Origin of the sequence: Brevibacillus borstelensis (assembly GCF_037834415.1) — a bacterium.
Classification (GTDB): Bacteria; Bacillota; Bacilli; order Brevibacillales; family Brevibacillaceae; genus Brevibacillus; species Brevibacillus borstelensis_A.
On record NZ_JAUMSJ010000029.1, the window covers coordinates 1 to 20,623 of the forward strand.

Annotated in this window: 17 protein-coding genes and 1 riboswitch; of the genes, 3 read left to right on the top strand and 14 right to left on the bottom strand. The window is 54.7% G+C overall.

The window, feature by feature from the left end:
• Positions 1 to 76: 76 nt before the first annotated feature.
• On the bottom strand, positions 77 to 1,894 hold the full coding sequence (gene lepA, locus Q3F21_RS19520) for a translation elongation factor 4 (RefSeq protein ID WP_340256828.1): 1,818 nt from the start codon (positions 1,892 to 1,894) through the stop codon (positions 77 to 79).
• Positions 1,895 to 2,148: 254 nt separating this feature from the next.
• On the opposite strand from lepA, the gene Q3F21_RS19525 reads away from it, so the two are divergent.
• Positions 2,149 to 2,598: an HIT family protein gene (locus Q3F21_RS19525; RefSeq protein WP_340256831.1), complete on the top strand. Its 450-nt coding sequence runs from the start codon at positions 2,149 to 2,151 to the stop codon at positions 2,596 to 2,598.
• Positions 2,599 to 2,677: 79 nt separating this feature from the next.
• Here the strand turns inward: Q3F21_RS19525 and Q3F21_RS19530 are convergent, their stop codons facing one another.
• From Q3F21_RS19530 to Q3F21_RS19560, 7 genes are all read right to left on the bottom strand, one after another.
• On the bottom strand, positions 2,678 to 3,703 hold the full coding sequence (locus Q3F21_RS19530; RefSeq protein WP_340256835.1) for a hypothetical protein: 1,026 nt from the start codon (positions 3,701 to 3,703) through the stop codon (positions 2,678 to 2,680).
• Positions 3,682 to 4,221 carry a sigma-70 family RNA polymerase sigma factor gene (locus Q3F21_RS19535; protein WP_340256837.1) on the bottom strand — a complete coding sequence of 180 codons (540 nt, stop codon included), beginning with the start codon at positions 4,219 to 4,221 and terminating at the stop codon, positions 3,682 to 3,684. Before Q3F21_RS19535 ends, Q3F21_RS19530 begins: the two co-directional genes overlap by 22 nt.
• Positions 4,222 to 4,271: 50 nt before the next feature.
• On the bottom strand, positions 4,272 to 5,321 hold the full coding sequence (locus tag Q3F21_RS19540; protein ID WP_340256840.1) for a methyltransferase domain-containing protein: 1,050 nt from the start codon (positions 5,319 to 5,321) through the stop codon (positions 4,272 to 4,274).
• Complete coding sequence (locus Q3F21_RS19545) at positions 5,318 to 6,130, bottom strand: heme ABC transporter ATP-binding protein (RefSeq protein WP_340256843.1); 813 nt, start codon at positions 6,128 to 6,130, stop codon at positions 5,318 to 5,320. The genes Q3F21_RS19540 and Q3F21_RS19545 overlap by 4 nt, the downstream gene beginning before the upstream one ends.
• Positions 6,127 to 7,134, bottom strand: a complete 1,008-nt coding sequence (locus Q3F21_RS19550) for a FecCD family ABC transporter permease (RefSeq protein ID WP_340256981.1) — start codon at positions 7,132 to 7,134, stop codon at positions 6,127 to 6,129. The genes Q3F21_RS19545 and Q3F21_RS19550 overlap by 4 nt, the downstream gene beginning before the upstream one ends.
• A gap of 192 nt (positions 7,135 to 7,326) precedes the next feature.
• Positions 7,327 to 8,367 (bottom strand): ABC transporter substrate-binding protein, encoded by a 1,041-nt coding sequence (locus Q3F21_RS19555; RefSeq protein ID WP_340256846.1) that lies wholly within the window; start codon positions 8,365 to 8,367, stop codon positions 7,327 to 7,329.
• A gap of 184 nt (positions 8,368 to 8,551) precedes the next feature.
• A riboswitch (cobalamin riboswitch) is annotated at positions 8,552 to 8,763 on the bottom strand.
• A gap of 17 nt (positions 8,764 to 8,780) precedes the next feature.
• A complete protein-coding gene (locus Q3F21_RS19560; RefSeq protein WP_340256849.1) occupies positions 8,781 to 9,878 on the bottom strand; it encodes a M24 family metallopeptidase in 1,098 nt (365 codons plus the stop codon).
• A 125-nt stretch (positions 9,879 to 10,003) separates the two neighbouring features.
• Here Q3F21_RS19560 and Q3F21_RS19565 point away from each other — a divergent pair, with 125 nt between their 5' ends.
• Complete coding sequence (locus Q3F21_RS19565) at positions 10,004 to 10,804, top strand: alpha/beta fold hydrolase (protein ID WP_340256852.1); 801 nt, start codon at positions 10,004 to 10,006, stop codon at positions 10,802 to 10,804.
• Positions 10,805 to 10,843: 39 nt separating this feature from the next.
• On the opposite strand, the gene Q3F21_RS19570 is transcribed toward Q3F21_RS19565, so the two are convergent.
• On the bottom strand, positions 10,844 to 12,220 hold the full coding sequence (locus Q3F21_RS19570) for a lanthionine synthetase C family protein (protein WP_340256855.1): 1,377 nt from the start codon (positions 12,218 to 12,220) through the stop codon (positions 10,844 to 10,846).
• Positions 12,221 to 12,249: 29 nt separating this feature from the next.
• On the bottom strand, positions 12,250 to 15,483 hold the full coding sequence (locus tag Q3F21_RS19575) for a thiopeptide-type bacteriocin biosynthesis protein (RefSeq protein ID WP_340256859.1): 3,234 nt from the start codon (positions 15,481 to 15,483) through the stop codon (positions 12,250 to 12,252).
• A gap of 118 nt (positions 15,484 to 15,601) precedes the next feature.
• On the opposite strand from Q3F21_RS19575, the gene Q3F21_RS19580 reads away from it, so the two are divergent.
• Entirely contained in the window at positions 15,602 to 15,736 is a 135-nt protein-coding gene (locus Q3F21_RS19580; protein ID WP_340256862.1) for an FDLD family class I lanthipeptide, read from the top strand.
• A 147-nt stretch (positions 15,737 to 15,883) separates the two neighbouring features.
• Here Q3F21_RS19580 and nikC read toward each other — a convergent pair whose 3' ends face one another.
• The 4 genes from nikC to Q3F21_RS19600 all read right to left on the bottom strand — a co-directional run bounded on the left by nikC (position 15,884) and on the right by Q3F21_RS19600 (position 20,605).
• Positions 15,884 to 16,777 (bottom strand): nickel transporter permease, encoded by an 894-nt coding sequence (nikC, locus tag Q3F21_RS19585; RefSeq protein ID WP_340256865.1) that lies wholly within the window; start codon positions 16,775 to 16,777, stop codon positions 15,884 to 15,886.
• 12 nt (positions 16,778 to 16,789) lie between these two features.
• Positions 16,790 to 17,800 (bottom strand): ABC transporter permease, encoded by a 1,011-nt coding sequence (locus Q3F21_RS19590; RefSeq protein WP_340256868.1) that lies wholly within the window; start codon positions 17,798 to 17,800, stop codon positions 16,790 to 16,792.
• An 81-nt stretch (positions 17,801 to 17,881) separates the two neighbouring features.
• On the bottom strand, positions 17,882 to 19,531 hold the full coding sequence (locus Q3F21_RS19595; RefSeq protein WP_340256871.1) for an ABC transporter substrate-binding protein: 1,650 nt from the start codon (positions 19,529 to 19,531) through the stop codon (positions 17,882 to 17,884).
• Positions 19,532 to 19,633: 102 nt separating this feature from the next.
• Positions 19,634 to 20,605: a dipeptide ABC transporter ATP-binding protein gene (locus tag Q3F21_RS19600; protein WP_340256874.1), complete on the bottom strand. Its 972-nt coding sequence runs from the start codon at positions 20,603 to 20,605 to the stop codon at positions 19,634 to 19,636.
• Between the last annotated feature and the right edge of the window lie 18 nt (positions 20,606 to 20,623).

Sequence of the window (20,623 nt, forward strand, 5' to 3'; positions counted from 1 at the left end):
AAGTCAAAAGACCTGACATCGCCGTCAGGTCTCGTATTCTGCAACATTTACAAACTGCAGGCCGGTTCGCTTCGGCCTATTTTTTGTCGTCCATGCGCAGGACAGCCATGAACGCTTCCTGCGGAACCTCGACGGAGCCGACGGATTTCATGCGCTTTTTCCCTTCTTTTTGCTTTTCCAGAAGTTTGCGCTTCCGGCTGATGTCCCCGCCGTAGCATTTAGCCAAGACGTTTTTGCGAAGCGCGCTGATCGTTTCCCGCGCAACGACCTTGTGTCCGATCGCAGCCTGGATCGGCACCTCGAATTGCTGTCTCGGGATCAATTCCTTCAGCTTTTCGCAGATAATGCGGCCGCGGTGGTAGGCACTGTCGCGGTGAACGATGAACGACAAGGCATCCACGACTTCCCCGTTCAGCAGAATGTCCATTTTCACCAGCTTGGACGGCTTATAGCCTGCCAATTCATAGTCAAAGGATGCGTAGCCTTTGGTGCCTGACTTCAACAAATCAAAGAAGTCGTACACGATCTCGGACAGCGGCATGTCGTACTTGAGCTGTACGCGGTTTTCTCCCATGTACTGCATGTCGAGAAAATCTCCCCGTTTGCCCTGGCACAGCTGCATGACATCGCCCACGTAATCCTTCGGCACCATTACGGTAGCAGACACGTACGGCTCTTCAATCATTTCGATCTTCTGAACTTCCGGCATTTTCGACGGGTTGTCGATCTCGATGACCTCGCCATTTGTCATGGTGACGCGGTAAATTACGCTCGGAGCGGTCGTGATCAGATCGATGTTGAATTCCCGCTCGATCCGCTCCTGAATGATCTCCATGTGCAGCAGGCCGAGGAAGCCGCAACGGAATCCGAAGCCGAGCGCCTGAGATGTCTCCGGCTCGAACTGCAGGGACGCATCATTCAGCTGAAGCTTTTCCAAAGCTTCGCGCAGGTCGTTGTAATCGCTGGTGTCGATCGGATACAGACCACAGAACACCATCGGATTGATTTTCCGGTAGCCTGGCAGCGGCTCTGCCGTCGGGCGGGCAGCATCGGTAATCGTATCACCGACCCTCGTGTCGCCCACCGTTTTAATCGAAGCGGCCACATACCCTACATCGCCTACGGTCAGTTCCTCGACCGGAGTCTGACGCGGCATCGATGCTCCTACCTCGGTTACATCGAAGGTCTTGCCTGTGGCCATCATTTTAATTTTCATACCCTTGCGCAGCGTACCGTTTACAACCCTCACGGAAGCGATCACGCCGCGGTATGGATCGAAGTAAGAGTCAAAGATCAAGGCTTGCAGAGGTGCGTCGGGGTCCCCTTCCGGAGCCGGCACCTTTTTCACCACCGCTTCAAGCACGTCTTTGATCCCGATTCCCGCTTTTGCGGAAGTTAGACAGGCATCGCTGGCATCCAGGCCGATGACGTCCTCCACTTCCTGTTTGACCCGCTCAGGCTCTGCGCTAGGCAGGTCAATCTTGTTGATTACGGGGATAATCTCCAGATTGTTGTCCAATGCCAGATAGACGTTGGCCAATGTCTGCGCTTCGATGCCTTGAGCCGCGTCCACGACCAGAAGGGCACCCTCGCAAGCAGCCAGGCTGCGGGAAACTTCATAGGTAAAGTCGACGTGTCCGGGGGTGTCGATCAAATGCAAAATATACTCTTCCCCGTCGTCTGCTTTATACTTTAACTGCACGGCATTCAGCTTGATCGTAATGCCGCGCTCTCTTTCCAGATCCATCGAGTCCAGAAACTGAGCTTCCATCTCCCGCTCTGACAATGCTCCTGTCAATTCCAGGATGCGGTCAGCCAAAGTCGACTTCCCGTGGTCGATATGGGCGATAATGGAAAAATTGCGAATGCGTTTTTGTCTTTCACGGCGATCCATGTGTTGTCAGTTCCCTCCCACGCCATCTGAACGTCGCCTGTTGATCCACCTTCAGACCGCGTTCCGAAAAAATACACTAACGTCAATTATATCAAAGCGTGGTTATGGGAGCAACAATTGCGAGCAGGGCGTTTCCCACGTTTTTTCGCAGCCTGTTCAAACGCAGGAATGACAGCAGAAGCAGCGTACTCCTGTGCAACGGATTTTCCCCTTGCCCTTTACGTAAAGAAGATTCAGAGAGGAGATAGGATGAAATGGATGGATACCGAGAAGCTGTCTCTGGAAACGGCACCGGACCAACTTTCTGCCTGGGTTGCAGGCTCGCTCATGCTCTGGACCACGTCCATACCGTCTACGAAGATGAATGGGTGCGTTGTATACTCGACATCGACCCTTTTCAGGAAGGGCATACGTTGATTTTGCCGAAACGGCATGTGGCCGAGTGGATGGAAATAGAGCCGGAACTGGCATTTGCCATAACAGAAGCAGTTAAAACGGTTTCAGCCGCTCTGACTGCCCTATATCGTCCGGATGGCATTACGGTTTGCCAGAACGGCGGCGTTTTTAGACGATCTCGGTCATTTTCATATGCACGTCATTCCCCGTTATCGAGGAGATGGATTCGCCTGGAGCGATCCGCTCCTGCCGCGCAACGCCGGAGAGCGGCTGGCGGAAACGAGAGAGAAAATGGCGACTGCCATTGAAAGGTTGGCTTAGATTACGGCCACATGACGCGCCACAACGTGCGCCGTGAGGGGCACGTTCTTTTATTACGGGCAGAAGCTATTGCCTGTTCATTTGATTCAACCGCTGCAAATATTTCTCGGGAAACATCTTCTTCAGACTGGTTTGATAGCGGCTTCCATCCTCTGGCATGCGGTGGCTGATTACCCGGTAATCGCCGCCTTTTCCAAGCTTCTGCTGTTCATAGGCGATGTCAAAGACCATCGGGCAGCTTAATCCCGGAGCTCCTTCCTCCGCCTTGCCTTCAATCCTCACCCAAGCGTAGACACGGCGTTCTTCTGGGACTTGGACCTCTACCCCGATCAGTTCAACCTTAACGTCGCGATCAGCCCCCAGCCAACCCAAGTTCCCTTGGGCTGTCTGCAAATACTTTGTGATCAGCGGAGTGACAAACTCGCGATTTTCGGGGGAGACACCCTTTTCGACTTGAACAAACACTTGACCAAAATGCTCGTCGCCCGAGAGCAGCTGCAACTTCCAAACACCCGGATCAGGCAGGGCAATGCTGGACGAAAAATGGCCATCCGCATCGTACTGGGGGCCCATTACTTCATAGGAACCAAGCTCGATGCGTTTGCCGTCTGTACTGTAGGCGACCAGTTCCACCTCTTTCGCAAACGAACCGTTCAACAGCCATGAAATTCGTTGAGCCTGATCCTCGTATAGCCCGAATTCATCAGGTATGAGGCGAACGGGCTTCTCTCCCAGGTAGCTGACAACCTGGTTGTCATCGTGGATGTCCGACCGTGGCGACGGCCGCCACAAATCAGGCGGATTTACGGCCGCGCCGGGAAGCCAGGGTTTTACCTGTGGAGGCTCACCAGCGTGCCTCTTGGGCACTACGACAGTGATTGCCGTTCCGAGCAGTACAAGCAGCAAAACAGCTGCAGCCGCCGATGTCCAAAGTCCCCACGGATTCCGTGAGATGCCCCTTTTTTTTCGCCCTGTCTCTTGCCCGATCGCTCGCTGGACTTTCTCTTGCATTTCCAGGGAGAAGGCAACGTCATGGAGTACGCTACGGTCCGCTCGCTCTTTCAATCCTTTCAGCCATTCGTCTCGTTCCATTCCCATCCCTCCCTGGTGTCCATTTGTTTTTTCAATTGCTGTCTGGCTCGGTGAAGCCTTGTCCGGACCGTCCCTTCGCTCACGCCCAGCACGTCGGCCACCTCGGCAATGGACAAATCCGCATAATAGTGGAGCGCTACCGCTTGACGATAGAGTGGCGGCAGTTGCAAGACAAGACGAACAAGCTCATCACGGGCAGCCCGCTCCAGCACCGTTCCTTCCGTCGACATTGTGCCAGCCTTTTGAATCCAGGCTTGCGGCAACAGATTTCGAAACGTCCACGACCGTAAATATCCCTTGCATTCGTTGACCGCAATCCGATAGATCCATGTATGGATGCTGCTCTCGCCGCGAAAGCGGGAGAGGTTGCGGTATACCTTCAAAAACACGTCCTGCGTAATGTCCTCAGCCAGGTCACGGTCTTTTACGATCAAGGTGACCAGACGAAGAACACGCGTCCCGTATTCCTGCATGAGTCGTTCCAAAGCAGCTTCCGCTGTCTGCTGAAGCTTATCCACGAAGACGCGCCCTCCTTCCTGATCTCACCCTTGTTAGATGCATAAGCCCGTTATTTGTTACAGCTTTTTTTCCGGACGATCAGCGTAATCCGGGCGGCTTCCTCTCTAGAGTCACCGCTTTCGCCAGAAAAAGGATATCCGCCCTCCGTCCACTTCTCCAAATCATACTCGCCTTTTGCAAGTTGCGATTGCCCGGAATGGCCGGATGGCGGCTCTTCTCCGTATTGGGTATAACTTGCCGGGTGGTCGGCCATGTAATTTTCGTGCATCCCCACTACATCGAAATGTTCCGACTCCAGCAGCAAGACCAGCTCGCCCGGCAGCATCAAGGCCATCTCGCGGTCCACCCGGCAGCGCGGCTGCTCTACTTCATCGATAAAGGTTTCGTAGGTGAGAGAGTAGCGGAAACGCTGCCGTGTATAAGATGTCTCGCCTTGTACCTGTTGGTAGACCATCTTGTCGGGAAACACCCATTTCCGCCGCTCCGTCTGCCACTTTTCTCCGGCGGGAGGCAAGAGCAGATCGATCGCCGCCAGCCCGTCCTCCTCCATATGCTCCCTGACCAACTGCAATACCCGCCTTTGCTCCGAGCGAAGCGTGAAATGCTGGAGGAACCCTTCGGTCAAAAGAACATGGGTGAAGGCGCGATCCAGCTGCAAATCAAGCGCCTCTTGTTCGACAATTGCAAGGAATGGCTCTTTCCCCTTGCCCAGTCGCCGCTTTTTTCTTTCCGCGATCTCTATCATGTCCGGACTGTTGTCTACTCCGCAGACAGAAATGCCGTGTCTGGCCAATTCCAGCGCGATCCTCCCCGTCCCTGTTCCCAGCTCCAGAACAGCGGCCGGCTGATCAAAAGCTTGTATCCAGTCTCGGTAAAAACGAATGCCCGCCTTACCCGCAAACTGGTCGTAGTACGCCGCTTCCAGCCCTTTGTACCGCGGGCTTGGCAGCCGCTCGTGCCTTCCTCCCGACAGGCCGCAGGTCGAACAGACAGAGCCGGCCAGCCGCTGAAACGGAATGCCCGGCGGGACGCCGTTTTTACTGTCACCCAGCCATTCATCATAGCGAAAGCCGCATACCTTGCAGGAAAACACACTCATCGGGCCGTTGACACCTCAGCTTCCTTCATTTGTTCGCGCATTTCCATAGCAGAGAAAAAAACGATGTGCTTCTTTCTCGTCTTCGGATGAATGTATACCTCTGTTTCGACACCGAATACCTCGCGAAGCATTTCGGGATGCATCACCTGTTCCGGCGTGCCAGCCGCTGCGATTCGCCCGTTCTGGATGACGTAAATCTGGTCGCAGTAAGCCGCAGCGATGTTCAGGTCATGCAATGCCGCAAGTACCGTCAGACGAAGCGACTTCAAGAGGTCCATAATTTGCAGCTGGTAGCGAATGTCGAGATGATTCGTCGGCTCGTCCAGCACAAGCAGCTTCGCCTCTTGCACCAATGCCCTGGCGATCAGCACTCTTTGTTTTTCCCCGCCAGACAGGGACAAAAAGCTGCGTTCGGCGAAATCTTGCATCCCCGTCCGAATCAGCGCCCTTTGCACGAGCCAATGATCTTCTTCTGTGTCCTGCTGAAATAATCGCTTATGCGCCGAACGTCCCATCAAAACGATTTCCTTGACAGTGAAGTCGAATTCTACTGTTCCTTCCTGGCGAACGACAGCCATTCGCTGCGCTGTCTCCCTAGGCGACAGCCGGTAAATGTCTTCCCCGTCCAATGTCACGAGACCCGCATCCGGCTTTTTGGCCCGGTACACGCTCTTGAGCAAGGTCGACTTTCCACTGCCGTTCGGACCAATCAGGCCAACGAAGGTCCCCGGCTTTGCCCGCAAGCTGACATGATCCAGGATTTCTTTGCCATCCAACGCAATGGAAACTTGCTCGGCAATCAGATTCACCTGCCTCCACCTCCAAACGAGTACGAACTTCGCAGCATCAGCCAGATAAAAAACGGGCCCCCGCACAACGATGTAATGATGCCGATGGGCAGTTCCTCGGGAGCGAACGCAAGTCTGGCCACGACATCTGCCCAGATGAGAAAGCTTGCTCCGAGCAGGGCGCTGACAGGCAGAACGCGGCGGTGATCGGTGCCGACAATGATGCGGACGATATGCGGCATCATCAGCCCGACGAAGCCGATCGCCCCGCTGATCGAAACGATCACTCCCGTCAGCAGCGCAGTAATGATCAGCAGCATTTTGCGGAAATGCTCGGTATTCACTCCCAGCGTGCTGGCTGTCTCCTCGCCCATCATGATCGCGTTGAGCGAGCGATAGTAAGTCAACAGCACGAGCATGCCTGCCAACACCACAACGCCTGGTATGGTCAGGTATTCCCATTTGGCTCCCGCCAGGCTCCCCTGCATCCAGAACAGCACGGTGCGGATGCCGTGCTCGTTCGGCGCTGAAAAGATGATCAGACTGGTAACCGCCGAAAGTACAGCCGAGACGGCTATGCCGGACATCAGCAGGCGCACGGTCGAGTTTTGTCCCCCAAGCCTGGAAAGCGTAAAGACGAGGACAATCGACAGAAGCGATCCGGTAAACGCTCCGAACGTCAAGGAATACTGTCCGTATAAACTGAATGCTCCAAAAAGAATCGCCAGTGTCGCTCCAACGGAAGCTCCCGACGATACACCGAGCAGGTAAGGGTCAGCTATCGAATTACGGACAAGCGCCTGGATCGTCACCCCTACCACGGACAAGCCCGCGCCTACGATCGCCGCAAGCAGGACGCGGGGAAAGCGAATCTGCCAAATGATCGTCTCCTCTGATTTGGACCAATCCGCATGCACCCAATCCCCGACCAACGGGAGGTGGGAAAAAGCAATCTTCCATATGGTACCAGGCTGAATCGAGACAGACCCGAGCATCACCGCCAGTGTCGTACTCGCGATCAGCATGAGCGCCAGCCCGAGTAAAACGGAGGCAAACCATCCCCTGGAACTCCTGATATCTCCTCTAGCGATATTGATTCCCCTCCGCCCAGAGCCATCCATGACGGAGGGACTCTCCAGTATTGTCCGCTTCACAGCTCTCACTCCTTCGGATAAATCAACAATGCAGGCCAAAGATAAATCGATGTGATCCTGCCGTTAAAATTTCTCCGGATAGAGCCCTTCGGCAAGAGTCTTGAGTGCGATTGGCGCCCGTACGCCTTCTGACGCAGCGGAGAGCGGCAGCACGATGAGACGGTTGTTTTTGATCGCCGGCAGCTCAGCCAGCTCCTTTTTCGTCAAAAGCAGGTTCCGTTTTTGCTCCACCGTTTTGTCTCCGTAGTCGACAACGACGATCACCTCCGGCTTGCGGGCAACGACTTCTTCCCAGCTTACGCTTGTCCAGCCTTTGGGGATGTCGTCAAAAATGTTTTTGCCTCCTGCCAGCGCAATCAGCTTGGTCATGTAGTTATTGGCAGCCGTGTACGGCTTGTCTTCTCCGTTGTCGTAGACGAAGACCGGAATCGGTTGCCCCACGTCTTTGAGGCGATCAGTGATCTGCCCGATCTCGTTTTTCATCCGTTCGATCAATTCATTCGCTCTCGGTTCGACTCGGAAAATGCGTCCGATCTTTTCGATGTCGGCATATACATCCTCAAGGCCGGGTGCCGTCATATTGGAAGATTGCTGCAAGTACGCCTGGACGCCCATTTTCTCCAAATCTTCGACGGTCCCGACCGCTTTGTCGGTATAGGCGCTCTTCCAGCCGGCGTACACGAAATCCGGCTCAACCGAAAGCAAAACTTCCTTTGACGGGTACTGCTTGGACAGCACCGGAATTTTTGCATACGCTTCTTGAAGCTCCGGCAAAATCTGATCATCGAGATAGGCTGTCCCCACCATCTTGTCGGCAAGTCCCAATGCCAGCATGATTTCGGTCGTATGCTGACTGAGCGATACGGCTCGTTTGGGCGCCTCCGCAAAGGCGAGCGTCCTTCCGTTGTTTTCAATCGTTACGGGGGACGAGGTACTTCCCTGATTTGCGGACTCTCCTCCAGGCGGCGTCTGAACTGGACTTGCTGCCGTAGTGTCGGCGGTTGGGGCGGAATTTGACGCAGCACCGCCGCATCCCGACAATGCCAGAATAATTGCCACCCCAGCGGAAAACCAAAAGCCCATACGTTTGTTGAAAGCTCTCATCCCAATTTCCTCCTCGTGTCATTTCGTTTCATCGTTTTCTTGCCTCGGCTCCCAATAAGAAAAGGCACCTCCCGACCTTGCCGGAAGATGCCTCGCAGGCAGCGGACAGAAGAAACAGGCAAAAGGATAGACCACTGGTATGGAGAGCCTTTTCTTCGTCACACTGTCCCCATCCTCGTGGGTCGATCGTGTATGCTTTATGGCAGGTCTCCTGGCTTGGGATCATCGCACCCTTGCTTCCTTCCCATCTCGCGCTGCGGCGGCGAAACAGTGGATAAATTTGCAAGGTCGCTCCCCTATACAGTGGCGGGACCGCGTCGGACTTGCACCGAACTTCCCTTTTAAGTGCCCGGGTAAAAAGCCTTCCCGGTTTACACCATAAAGCGTCTGTATTCAATTGATCGACGATTCTGTCATGGTTGCCCGATTACCGTCAATTCCTTCGGATACTGCGTCAGCACTTCGCATCCGTCCTCCGTGACGAGCACATCGTCTTCGATGCGAACGCCCCCTACCCCCGGAACATAGACACCCGGTTCGATGGTAAAGACCATGCCCGGACGAAGCACTTCCTGGTTTTGCCCGTGCACGGACGGATATTCATGAACATCCATGCCGAGGCCGTGTCCAAGACGGTGCATAAAGTACTCGCCGTACCCTCTGGCCTCAATCACACCGCGAGCAGTTTGATCGAGATGGGCGAAGGTTGCTCCCGGACGGACTTCTTTGATTGCCGCTTCGTTCGCCGCGAGAACGGCCGCGTATATTTCCCGGAGCTGGTCATTGATTTCCCCTACCGCAAAGGTGCGGGTGATATCGGATACGTATCCGTCTGCCAATACGCCGATATCAAACAGCAGAAGCTCGCCTTCCCGCACTTCCCGGCTTCCTGGATTGCCATGAGGCAAAGCCGATTTTTCCCCGGCCAGCACCATCGAGGCAAAAGACGGCCCTTCTGCCCCCAGGCGCTTCATCTCGTATTCCAGATCGGCGACGAGTTCCGTCTCGGTTACGCCAGGCTTGACCTTTTTCACAGCTCTATCAAGAGCGTCTTCGACCAGCTTGACCGCATGTTTGATCCGTGCCACTTCATCGGCGGTCTTGATCAGGCGCATTTCTCTGAGCGGCTCTTCGATATCGTCGTAGCTTTGGGCAGAAACGAGTGCGCTTATCGCCTCGAAACGATCTACGGTCATGTGGCATTTTTCGAGTCCGAACTTCTTCACCCCGGCCGGAAGCGCTTGTTTCAGCACTTCATACGGGTTATCGGTATCAGTATGGGTGAGAATATGTTTGACGCTGGATGCCTCTGCGGCAGCTTCACGGTCCAATGCCGGCACGATCAGGGAAGGTTCCCCGGCAGCCGGGATGACGAGGCCCATGAACCGCTCGTGCGGCTCAGTCAAAAACCCGGTCAGGTAGTAAACGTGCTTTGGCAATGTAATCAAAGCCGCGTCTAACCCTTCTTTTTGCAAATAGGCAAGAATGCGTTGGATGCGTTCCTGATACAAACGGGTCAACCGCCTTTCTTTGGGTATCATACTGCGAGGATACCATTTCCCTGCCAAAAAAAGAAGCGAACGGATGAAAAAATGATACAAGACCAAGGACAAGCTAAAGGAGAGGTGCATCACTAGTGATTGAAAAACCGATTGTCGCATCCGCAAACGGCTCCAGGCTGGCTGTGCAAATATACGGCAGCGGCCAGCCGCTTGTATGTATTCATGCTCCCGGCATCGGGATGATCAATTTCTCCCGTTTGGCGGGATTGGCCGAGCACTTTCAGCTCATCCTGCCTGACCTTCCCGGTCACGGGGCGAGCGCTCCGCTTCCTATCCCCTTTACGATGGCTGATCTCAGCGAGACGCTGGAGGAAACGGTTCACGCTCTCGGTCATAAACAGGTGGTCGTAATGGGCTATTCCCAGGGAGCTCCCCTCGCGCTGGAATGGTGCCTGCGCCATCCAGGCTCAATCGCCGGCCTCGTATTAATCAGTGGTTTTTCCGAAGTGAACGAGTGGTACCTGCATTCCCGCTTTTATTTGGCCGAAGCGATTGCCAAGCTGGGAGGAGTCAGGCTGTTGGCCCGCTCGACGGCCGCCTCTCATCTGGACAAACAAGCGGACAGGGAACGGTGGATTGCGCATGCCAGCCGAACCGACGCCAAGTCTCTTCACCACCTGTACACGATTGGCCATCGCTATCGCTGCACAGAACGCTTGCATGAAATCACACGGCCCGTCCTGCTCGTCTATGGCCAGGAGGACAAGCACATGCATCCGTACGGAAAGCTTATGGAAAAACATCTGCCGCAAGCCCGAATGGTTGCGATCCCCGGAGTGAAACACCAGATCGTGACTCGAGCGGCAGAGCCTTTGGGTCACCTTTGCAAGGAATTTATCGGTTCTTTCTCCGTTTCGCCGTTTGATCCGACATAGCGATGAAGCACAGCGACAGCATGTCTTCAGCACGCGTGTTTATGTAAGCAAAAAAGCGCGTTCCCATCCCGGCGCCTCGTCTCGCAGCAGGCTGAGGAGCACAAGAGAGGTACCGGCCGCGCCATCGAGAAGTCCCGGGTAATGAAGCTGCCTGTCGCCAGTTGAGTTTCTCTGTACCTCGCAAAAACCAAAAGGGGCTTCTTTTGCGAACATGGCGATGACTTGTTCTGTCAGCCGGTCCCGTATTGCGCCCAGCTCTTCATCGCCGCTGTCCACGTACATCCGCTGGGTCATCAGCAAGAGACCGGCATAGCCGTGACAAATCGTCGGAGCGTATAGATTCCACAACTCCTGCGGACGACGAAACGTTCCGCGGTACGACTCCAGCGCGATCCGCTTCCACTCCGCCCGCCCGAGCGCTTCTCCTGCCAGCCAGAGCGCACGGGCAACTCCCGGCGTTCCGTAGCACCACGCCTCTCGGTGTACAAAGGGATCGATTTGTTTCACTCCCCGAACATTCTCCAGGCTGAGCTGAGGAGCCCAGAGAGCCCCGTACGCATCCGACTGCTTCCAGGCCAGCAGCCATTCCGCGATGCGCTGTATTGCCTCCCCCTGACCGTCTACCTCCACACCGCGCTGCAGAGCAATCGACAACAGGGCGAGCACCCCTGGTATGCCGTGGGAGAGGCCGCAGTTGAAGTTTCCTTGTGGGAATCTCGCTTTGTCTGCTCTTGTCGCCTGGTTTTCTTTGGCGATATGCCATGCCGGAACCGTCTGCCCTGACAATTCTTTTTCCCCCGCGACAATTAAAAGATAGGCGATCACTTCCCGCAAGAGCTTTTCCATTCCTGGCTGATCCAGCCGAAGCAGCAAGTAACGGGCGATTCCTGCCGCGCCATTGATCACGTCATAGTCGCCCATCACAAGTCCTGTCTGGGCCCTCTGTTTTGCTCCAAGAAGAAACTCGGGCAGTCTTTTTCCCAGCTGCTCCTCCAATTTTTGCAAAAAGAGCTGATAACGGGTGCCTTGACGCGACAGCAGATGGACAGCGAAGCAAATGCCGGCAAGGCCTGTCCACAAACCGAGTCCTTGGATGCCTGCACGCTGCAATTCCTGCTGGACTGCTGTCAGCAACGCGTGCCCTTTTACATCCCAGCCATCGTCCGGATCGCCTTTGTCCAGTTCAGCATAAAGCAGACTTATCCCCGTGTAGCCGCTAGCCAGAGACGCAGGATGAAACAAGCCATGCTGCGTTCCACCGCTTTCCAACCCGTTTTCCGGGCTTTTGGCGAGCTTGGCCGTGTACTCAATATCCTGCAATCGAGCAGCTACCTCAAGCACTTGCCTTTCTATCGCTTCCCGCATCTGCGGAGCCGGGACAGGCATCCAGCCGGGCTTTGACTGTTCCATTGGCATGAACATCCTTCCTCCTCTCGTTGCGGCGATCAAGCCCGGCCTCCGCGAAAATGTGTCAATCCGTACAGTGTATGCCTGGCGAGAGCCATAACCTTTCGCTCACTCTCCCGGTCTGTGCCGAACAGGCGATTTACGTTCATATGGATCACACTTGCCAAAATGTTGTCCGGTGTGTTGGAAAGCTCGCCGCTCGCGTAAGACTCCCGAATTTTTGCGGCAAACGGAAAGAGCGCGGTCTTCCTTTCCTGAAGCAGCGGCAAAAGCATTCGGCCGTCGGGATGCTCGGCAAGGCCTGCCCACGCTCCTTCCGCATTTCCCAGAGTTAGATACAGCCGCCGAGCTGTCCGGAATTCCTGTTGATATGCCTTCTTTTCATAACGCCGCTCAAACCAGTCCAGCTGCTGGGCAAACGACAGGCCGAACTGCTCCGCGATATCCAGTACGCTTATGACCCCTAACAGGGTGAGATCAAGTCCGATGTTCCGGCCGCGCTTCAAGGCAAGCATGTGGCTGACTGCCTTGCTGTCCGCCGCAAAGACGTCTTCCGCCAGCGTTATCAGAGCAGGGCCGCCATACCTTCCGATTTCCGGCTCGTACGTGTCGATAACCAGCCTTGTCAGCATCCCGGCTTGCTGCAAGCCGCGGGCCCACTCGTGAAGCTCAGGCAACAGTCCGCTTGCCAGCCGCGAAGGCTCCCCGCGAAACCGCAAGCGAACATGTGAATCCGGGTCCTTGTACCGCATAAAGAAGCTGGCGTTTGCCAGTCCTTTTCTCTCCATATCGATACAGAACTGCCTTAACGGAAAGCCGATGCATTCCTCTTCCCGGCTTTTGCAGCCGTACAGCTTGGCATAGAGCCACTCTCCGCCTGGCAAATGAATGCGATCAGGACCTTCAGGCATTCGGCTGGTCAAAATACTTGGCCGTTTTTTCTCCCTTTCCAGTTGCCGCTCTGCTTCTCGTACAAGCGGTATGGCCAGCTCCATCCAGACAGGTCCGTCCGGCGTTTGCGCCAGATGCTCTCCAGACATGACCGGATTCTCTGTCAGTACGAGGGATTCTCCGGAATTCATTTGCGCGAATTCGCGATGCAGCATATCCAGATGCAATGGATGCCCCAGATCAAGCAAAATGCGGTTGTCCCCCTCTGTGAGAAATACATGCCGGGGAACCTTCCACTTGTCCCGCCATTCTTGTACGGCATTCTTCCACGTTTCTGTTGACATCCCCTCGGCAAACGGAACCGTATGCTTGTAAACGCGCCATCTGGCTGGCGACAGGATCGTCTTCCCATAGCGTATTCTCGGTACATACGGGGACTGCTCCAAGCTCCCCCAAGAGAAGCTCCCCCAATTTCCCTGCCGCTCCTGCCCGATTTCCCGTAAAAAGCGATAGACAGGCGGCGTGTTTCGGAGTGTGAGCATATGGCCTGTCGTCGGAATAACTTCTTTTCCGAGCGACACAGACTTGAGGTAAAGGGAATCCAAAGTGGCGCCTACGAGCAGGTCGGATAGCGGCAATAGGTTCTCTTTCGCTTGCTTCCCGGGATTTGTCCCAAGAACAATCTCATAAGGACGTATATTGGGAGACAGCGTAACATTCGATAATCGATCATGGGCCGGCAAGTACGAAATTTCCGCATGAATCGGTTCCGGGTCGAGCGCCTGTTCGGCCGCGTGGACCTCACGCAGTTGGTCCAAAAACGCCTCTCCGAAAAGATCGGCAAAACGGCCGAATGTTTTTCCGGCTCCATTGGAACCCGGATTGGTCCCGACGATCAGGCGAAAGTCTCCCCGGTCCAGTCCCTCCCTGTTTTTCACGGAAAGGGTCGCGTACAGCTCCAGAGATTTGGGAAACATCTCTGGTTCCCACCCGCCAGGCGCCATGGCTTCCACGAGTTCATCCGTCAATTCGACTTCCTGTCCGCCTTCCATCTGTGCGCTCAGGAGCATGTTCAGCAGCAGAGCACTTCGCTTGGTCGCCTTTCCCCCTCCCGATTTGTTCTCGGCCCTCAGCTGATACTCATCCAGGCTGCCTAACCCGAGGTCTTCGTCCAACAGCAGCAGCAAAGGAACCTCCCGGTGAATCCCATACCTCTCGATAAAGTCGGCATGCAGTTCCTTCAGAAATGAAGGGCGGTCCGCGCTTGCCGACAAGCGGCAAAGGACTTGGACGGCACGGGCAGCTTCACGGGCCACTTCGCCCGGCAGCTCGACCTGCTCAGCCGACAGCTGCAGGTCAACCTGCAAAGGATGTTCCACGGCGATGATCTCCTGCATTCTGCGGGACGCCTCCCGATACATCCCAGTCCCATCCCCAAGCCGCATCTGATCGTAGGCATCCAGCAAGGCAGCGATCCCCCGCAGCTCCTGTTTCAGCCCGTCTATTCCCTGGACAGGCTCCAAACGATCGAGCACATAAGCAAACGGGCTGGGATGGGACAGCGGAGGTCTCAGCTCGCTGATCAAATACTCCTGCTGAAACAGCTGCCACAAAAAATGGCGAATCTTTTCGACAGGTGTTTCCGGATGATCAAGCTCGATCTTTTTTTGCAGAGCGAGGTAGGGGATCATGTCTTTTGCCTCTTCCAGCACCTTGCGAACGACCGGAGACGCTTGAATAGACGAGCTCAGACTTTTCTTCCGCCCTGTTCCCTCCTGCGGTCCGGCGTTGATCAGATACGACAGCTTGGCCCGCGAACCTGTCAGGTAAACAGCCGGATTCGTGCGCACCTGCAGCTGTTCAACCACTTCGGGCCGGCTCTCGAGTGAGCGGATGAGCGACATCAGCCATTCCATGTCGGGGCGGGTGCGCTTGTTGTGTTCGCGAAAAGAGCGAAGACGGATACAGCCTGGGCTTTGTTCTCCCCACTTTCCGCTGGCCACGCCGGAACACAGTCCAAATGGGGTCGGACGTGTGATCATGCGGATCACATAACGCATAAAGCTGCGGACTGTCTGGTTCCGCTTCCGTGACTCCCCAGGATGCGACAGGCTTGCCAGCGCCTCGAACAGATTGGGAGAGGCAACGGCAATGGCTTCTCGCACCGCGGGATGGCGGGAGAGCGCTTCGAGCATGGCGATCGTATCCTCGTGCCGCTTGTCAAGGTTGCCTTCGCCTGTAGAAAAAAGACGTCCGTACCATTCTGCGGGCAATAACGGCGTCCGCAGCATAAAGAATGGGAACGGCCTGTAAACGGAGAAAGAATCCTGATTCTTTGCCGCTTGTTCCTTCACAGCTTGGCGTTGGAGATAGCTGCTCATCGTTGCCTCCTGTCCGGGTATTTTTTCCAGAAAGATACTTTCTCTATTGATTTTTGAATAGTCGAAATAGTATGATATGTATGTAGTGTAATTATATGGTAGAGAGGATGAAAATTCAATGAGCAAAGACATGTTTGACCTTGATCTGCAAGTAGCAGAAGTAGACTGTTCTTCTTCCAGCGAGGAGGCGGCGACGTTCACCTGCCATACCTACAACTGCAATTCCTACACGGACTGCATCCTCTGCAGTTGAAGCTTCTGCCAGGTCCAGCACTTATCCACCTGTGAATCGGCATCGACGACAGGAAAAACCCCGAATCAAGCCACCTCCTTGATTTCGGGGTTTTCAGTTGTTGACTCATGGAAGCATCATCTGTCAACCACGAGTCGATTGGCTCTGCTAGTTTTTCATCCTCGGATCAAGGGCATCGCGAAGGCCGTCACCGATCAGGTTAAAGCCAAGTACAGTCAACATGATGGACAAGCCCGGAAAAATGACGGTCCACGGCGCTTTCTGAATATATTGGCGGGAGTCGGAGAGCATCAATCCCCACTCCGGCTGTGGCGGTTGAGCTCCCAGGCCGAGAAAACCCAAGGCCGCAGCTTCAATGATCGCAGTCGCTATCCCCAGCGTACCCGTCACGATGATCGGCGCCAGGCTGTTGGGGAGTATGTGCTGAATGATGATATGAGAATGCTTCGACCCGATGGCTTTCGCGGCCATCACGTATTCCTCTTCCTTCAGACTCAGTACCCGCGAGCGGACAAGCCGGCCGTATGTCGGCACGTTTACTATGGCAATCGCGAGCAAGGCGTTTTCCAGGGATGGCCCGAGAATGGCGACAATGGCAATGGCCAACAGTATGCTGGGAAACGCCAGCATAATGTCAAACAGCCGGGAGATGAGCGTGTCGATCCACCGTCCGTAATAGCCAGCCAACAGTCCGAGGAAGGTCCCTGCGACGACGGAACCAATCACCGCAAACAGCCCGACCCGAAGGGAAATCTGCGCGCCGTAAATGACGCGCGTAAAGACGTCGCGTCCATTGTAGTCCGTTCCAAACCAGTGTTCGGCAGACGGAGGCAGGTTCTTATCTACCAGTTCTCCTTTGTCGTACTCGTAAGGGGTGATAACGGGAGCAAGGATTGCCAGCAAGACGAAGAAAAGGATGATGCAAAATCCAATAATCGCCATCTTGTTCTTGCGAAGGATCCTCAAAGCGTCCCGCCACGGAGATGAGATCGGCTCATCCATTCTCTTGACCGGTACCGTTTGCACATGGGTTTCTGCCATCTTACTGCCTCCTCAACGGTATTTAATACGCGGATCGACGTAAGCGTACAGGAGGTCGACCACCAGGTTTATCAGGACGAAAATCGTTGCGATGATCAAAATTCCTGATTGAATGACGGGATAATCCCGGTTTCCGATCGCCGTATAGATGTATCTCCCTACACCCGGCCACCCGAAAATCGTCTCTGTTAACACCGCGCCGCCAATCAGGAGGCCGACTTGCACCCCCACAATCGTAAGCACGGGAATCAGCGCGTTTTTCAAAGCGTGCTTGTACACGACAAAAAACTGCCCAAGCCCCTTGGCTCTTGCTGTCCGGATATAGTCGGATCGCATCACTTCGAGCATGCTGGAGCGGGTAATCCGTGCAATAATCGCCATCGGAATCGTTCCCAGCGCCACACCCGGAAGAATCAAGTGCTCCACCACATCGCGAAAATGATCCCAACGTCCGGCAAGAATCGTATCGATTATATAAAAATGCGTAATCTCAGCTACCGGATCACGCGGATTGTCACGTCCAATAGAAGGCAACCACTTCAATTCCTGGGCAAATACCCATTGTTCCATCAAACCCAGCCAAAATACCGGCATAGAGACTCCAATCAAAGCGATCAACATGCAAATGTAGTCAAACCACGAGTTTTGTTTCCATGCGGAAATGATTCCTGCATTCACTCCGATAAAGACTGCGAACAGCATGCTTACCAAAGTCAGCTCAAACGTCGCTGCCAAATAAGGTCCCATTTCTACTGTAATTGGTGCTTTGGAGTGCAAGGAGACCCCCAAATCCCCTTTTAGAAGATTCGCCAAGTAATGAAAATATTGCGTATACCAAGGATTGTTCAGCCCCAGCTGTTCCCGTAAATCTGCAAGAGCTTGCGGACTTGCCTTTTCTCCCAAAATCGTCAGTGCCGGGTCTCCCGGGATGGCGTGAATAATCGCAAATACAATGAGCGACATGCCCAATAGCACTGGAATCAGCATCAACAATCTTCTAACGGTGTAGGCCAGCAATGCCATCTCCTCGCTTTCCTTGCGTCGTCCGTCGTTGAACAGAAAAGAAAGGGCAAGAAGAAAGGGTCCTTCTTACCCTTGCCACGCTTACTGAATGTCTACTTTTTCTACGCTTTCGCTGCCTTTCGGATGAGGCTGGTAGCCGGTAACACCCGCTTTGGCGGCAATCGGCGGTGTAGAGTGAGCGATCGGAACGAGAGGCGCGTCGTTGAAGATCAGCTCTTGTGCCTTTTTATACAGCGTTTCACGCTCTTTCTGGTCAGTCGCCGACTGCGCTTTCAACAGAATTTGGTGAACCTCTTCATTGGAGTAGCGAGGAATATTGTTTCCGTTGATTGTATTCTTGTCGAGCAGCGTGTACAGGAAGTTGTCCGGGTCGCCGTTGTCGCCCGTCCAGCCGAGCAGACACATCTCGTACTCGCCCTGTCTCGTCTTCTCGAGATAGGTGGCCCATTCCATCGTGACGATTTCGGCTTGGATGCCGATTTTTTGCAAGTTCTGCTGGATCGCCTCCGCCATCTTTTTGCCGTCCGGGATATAGGGACGAGGCACTGGCATGGCCAGGAACTGCACCTTGAAGCCATTCGGGAATCCGGCTTCCGCGAGCAGCTTTTTCGCTTCATCCAGGTTGTATTCGCGGTCTTTGATCTGGTCGTTGTACCCCCACAGGCTCGGCGGCATCGGGTTGGTAGCCGGTTCGCCAAGGCCGCTGTAGAAGGCTTTTACCATCTCGGGCTTGTTGATCGCGTGGCTGATCGCTTGGCGCACCTTCGGATTGTCAAACGGTTTTTTCTCCGTGTTGAACGCGAGGTAACCGACGTTCATCGAAGGACGCATGATCAGCTGCAGGTCCTTGTTCTCTTTTACCGCTTCGGCATCGTCCGGATTCAGGCCATCCATCAGATCGATCTCTCCGGACGTAAGCGCAGTCAGACGGGCTGTATTTTCCGGAATGACCTTGAAGATGACTTTGTCCAGCTTTGGATACTCCTTGTTCCAGTAGTCCGGGTTTTTCTCCAGCGTGATGATGTCATTGCGCTTCCAGCCGGCAAACTTGAACGGACCGGTGCCTACAGGCTCATCTCCGAGCTTGCCTCCTTCAATCGCTTTCGGCGAAGCGATGGCAAACGGCGACATTCCGAGGTTTGCCAAAAATGGCGCTTGTGTCCGGTTCAAAATGAATTGAACCGTGTGGGAGTCGACAACCTTGACTTCTTTAATCACGTGATCCGGATCTCCCTTGTATCCGCCGAACATGTCAGTGTAGTAGGGGAATCCCTCTGGATTGTGGTATTTGTTGCTCTTGTCCATCCAGCGGTCAAAGTTGAACTTTACGGCTTCGGCATTGAAATCGTTCCCGTCATGGAACTTCACGCCCTGGCGCAGCTTGAAGGTATAGGTCAGGCCATCCTCGGAAATCTCCCAGCTCTCAGCCAGTCCGGGAATTACCGTGGTGTTCGTATCCTCATAGCTAACCAGCGTTTCATAAATGTTCTCCGTCACCTTGAAAGTCTCCCCGTCCGTCTCCCGGATCGGATCAAGAGTTTTCGTATCCGCGCCCCGCCCGATGATCAATTGCTTCGGTCCGTTTTTGGCGGGTTCCGTTGCCGGCGGTGTTTGCTGCGCTTGCCCCTGATCGGTCGGCTGCTGAGCCGGCTGCGAGCTTGAGCACCCGGCAAGCGCCATGGAGAGCGCGAGCAGGCTCGTCATCGCTGCGGTAAGCACCTTCTTCTTCATGGATGAGTTCCCCCTTTTTCCATTTTTCCGCGTTTTCTCCTCTGCTTTTTCACTTAACGTTGTCTTGCATCCCCCCTTTAAAAGGAACTCGGCTAGGCAGCGTCAGGTGTTGTACAAGTGGCACGCTACGAAGTGGCCTCCGCCGACGTCCCGAAATTCCGGGCGAACCTGCCGGCACTCGTCCGTCGCATGCGGACACCGCGTATGGAACGTGCATCCTGCCGGCGGGTTGGCTGGACTCGGCACATCTCCCTGCAGGATGATTCGCTCCCGCGCCGCATCCGGATCAGGAGAAGGGACCGCTGAAAGCAGCGCACGCGTGTACGGATGCAGCGGATTGCGATACAGTTCTTCGCTTTTGGTCAGCTCTACCATCCTGCCCAAATACATCACTCCGACGCGGTCGCTGATATGCCTGACGACACTCAGGTCGTGAGCGATGAACAGATAGGTCAGCCCCAAATTCCTTTGCAAATCCTGCATGAGATTGAGCACCTGGGACTGAATCGAGACATCCAGTGCGGAAACGGGTTCGTCGGCCACAATCAGCTTGGGATTGAGCATCAGTGCCCGGGCAATGCCGATCCGCTGACGCTGGCCGCCGCTGAATTGGTGAGGATACCGCGTCGCGTGGTAGCTGGACAGGCCTACTACTTCGAGCATTTCCGCGACCCTCTGTTTTCGCTCGGACGCAGAGCCGATCCCGTGCACCTGCAACGGCTCTTCCAGAATCTTTGCAATATTGTGACGAGGGTTCAGAGAAGCAAACGGATCTTGAAAAACAATCTGCATGTTGCGCCGCATCTTCCGCAGCGCTTCTCCCTGCAAGCTCATAACGTCTGTTCCGTCAAACAGCACTTCTCCAGAGGTAGGCTCGATCAGACGCAAAAGGGAACGGCCTGTCGTCGATTTTCCGCAGCCGCTCTCCCCGACCAGGCCGAACGTCTCCCCTTTTTTCACGGTAAACGACACGTCATCCACAGCTTTGACGACGCCCACCTCTCTCCCGAATACGCCGCCTGTGATCGGGTAGTATTTTTTCAGGTTCTTGACGATGAGTAGATCTTCAGCCACCTGCATGCTCCTTTCGGG

Bases quoted from the DNA above. Each gene is read 5' to 3' on its own strand.
- lepA (WP_340256828.1), bottom strand. From the start codon at position 1,894: ATGGATCGCCGTGAAAGACAAAAACGCATTCGCAATTTTTCCATTATC.
- Q3F21_RS19525 (WP_340256831.1), top strand. From the start codon at position 2,149: ATGGATGGATACCGAGAAGCTGTCTCTGGAAACGGCACCGGACCAACT.
- Q3F21_RS19530 (WP_340256835.1), bottom strand. From the start codon at position 3,703: ATGGAACGAGACGAATGGCTGAAAGGATTGAAAGAGCGAGCGGACCGT.
- Q3F21_RS19540 (WP_340256840.1), bottom strand. From the start codon at position 5,321: ATGAGTGTGTTTTCCTGCAAGGTATGCGGCTTTCGCTATGATGAATGG.
- Q3F21_RS19550 (WP_340256981.1), bottom strand. From the start codon at position 7,134: ATGCTGATCGCGAGTACGACACTGGCGGTGATGCTCGGGTCTGTCTCG.
- Q3F21_RS19555 (WP_340256846.1), bottom strand. From the start codon at position 8,367: ATGAGAGCTTTCAACAAACGTATGGGCTTTTGGTTTTCCGCTGGGGTG.
- Q3F21_RS19570 (WP_340256855.1), bottom strand. From the start codon at position 12,220: ATGCCAATGGAACAGTCAAAGCCCGGCTGGATGCCTGTCCCGGCTCCG.
- Q3F21_RS19575 (WP_340256859.1), bottom strand. From the start codon at position 15,483: ATGAGCAGCTATCTCCAACGCCAAGCTGTGAAGGAACAAGCGGCAAAG.
- Q3F21_RS19580 (WP_340256862.1), top strand. From the start codon at position 15,602: ATGAGCAAAGACATGTTTGACCTTGATCTGCAAGTAGCAGAAGTAGAC.
- nikC (WP_340256865.1), bottom strand. From the start codon at position 16,777: ATGGCAGAAACCCATGTGCAAACGGTACCGGTCAAGAGAATGGATGAG.
- Q3F21_RS19590 (WP_340256868.1), bottom strand. From the start codon at position 17,800: ATGGCATTGCTGGCCTACACCGTTAGAAGATTGTTGATGCTGATTCCA.
- Q3F21_RS19595 (WP_340256871.1), bottom strand. From the start codon at position 19,531: ATGAAGAAGAAGGTGCTTACCGCAGCGATGACGAGCCTGCTCGCGCTC.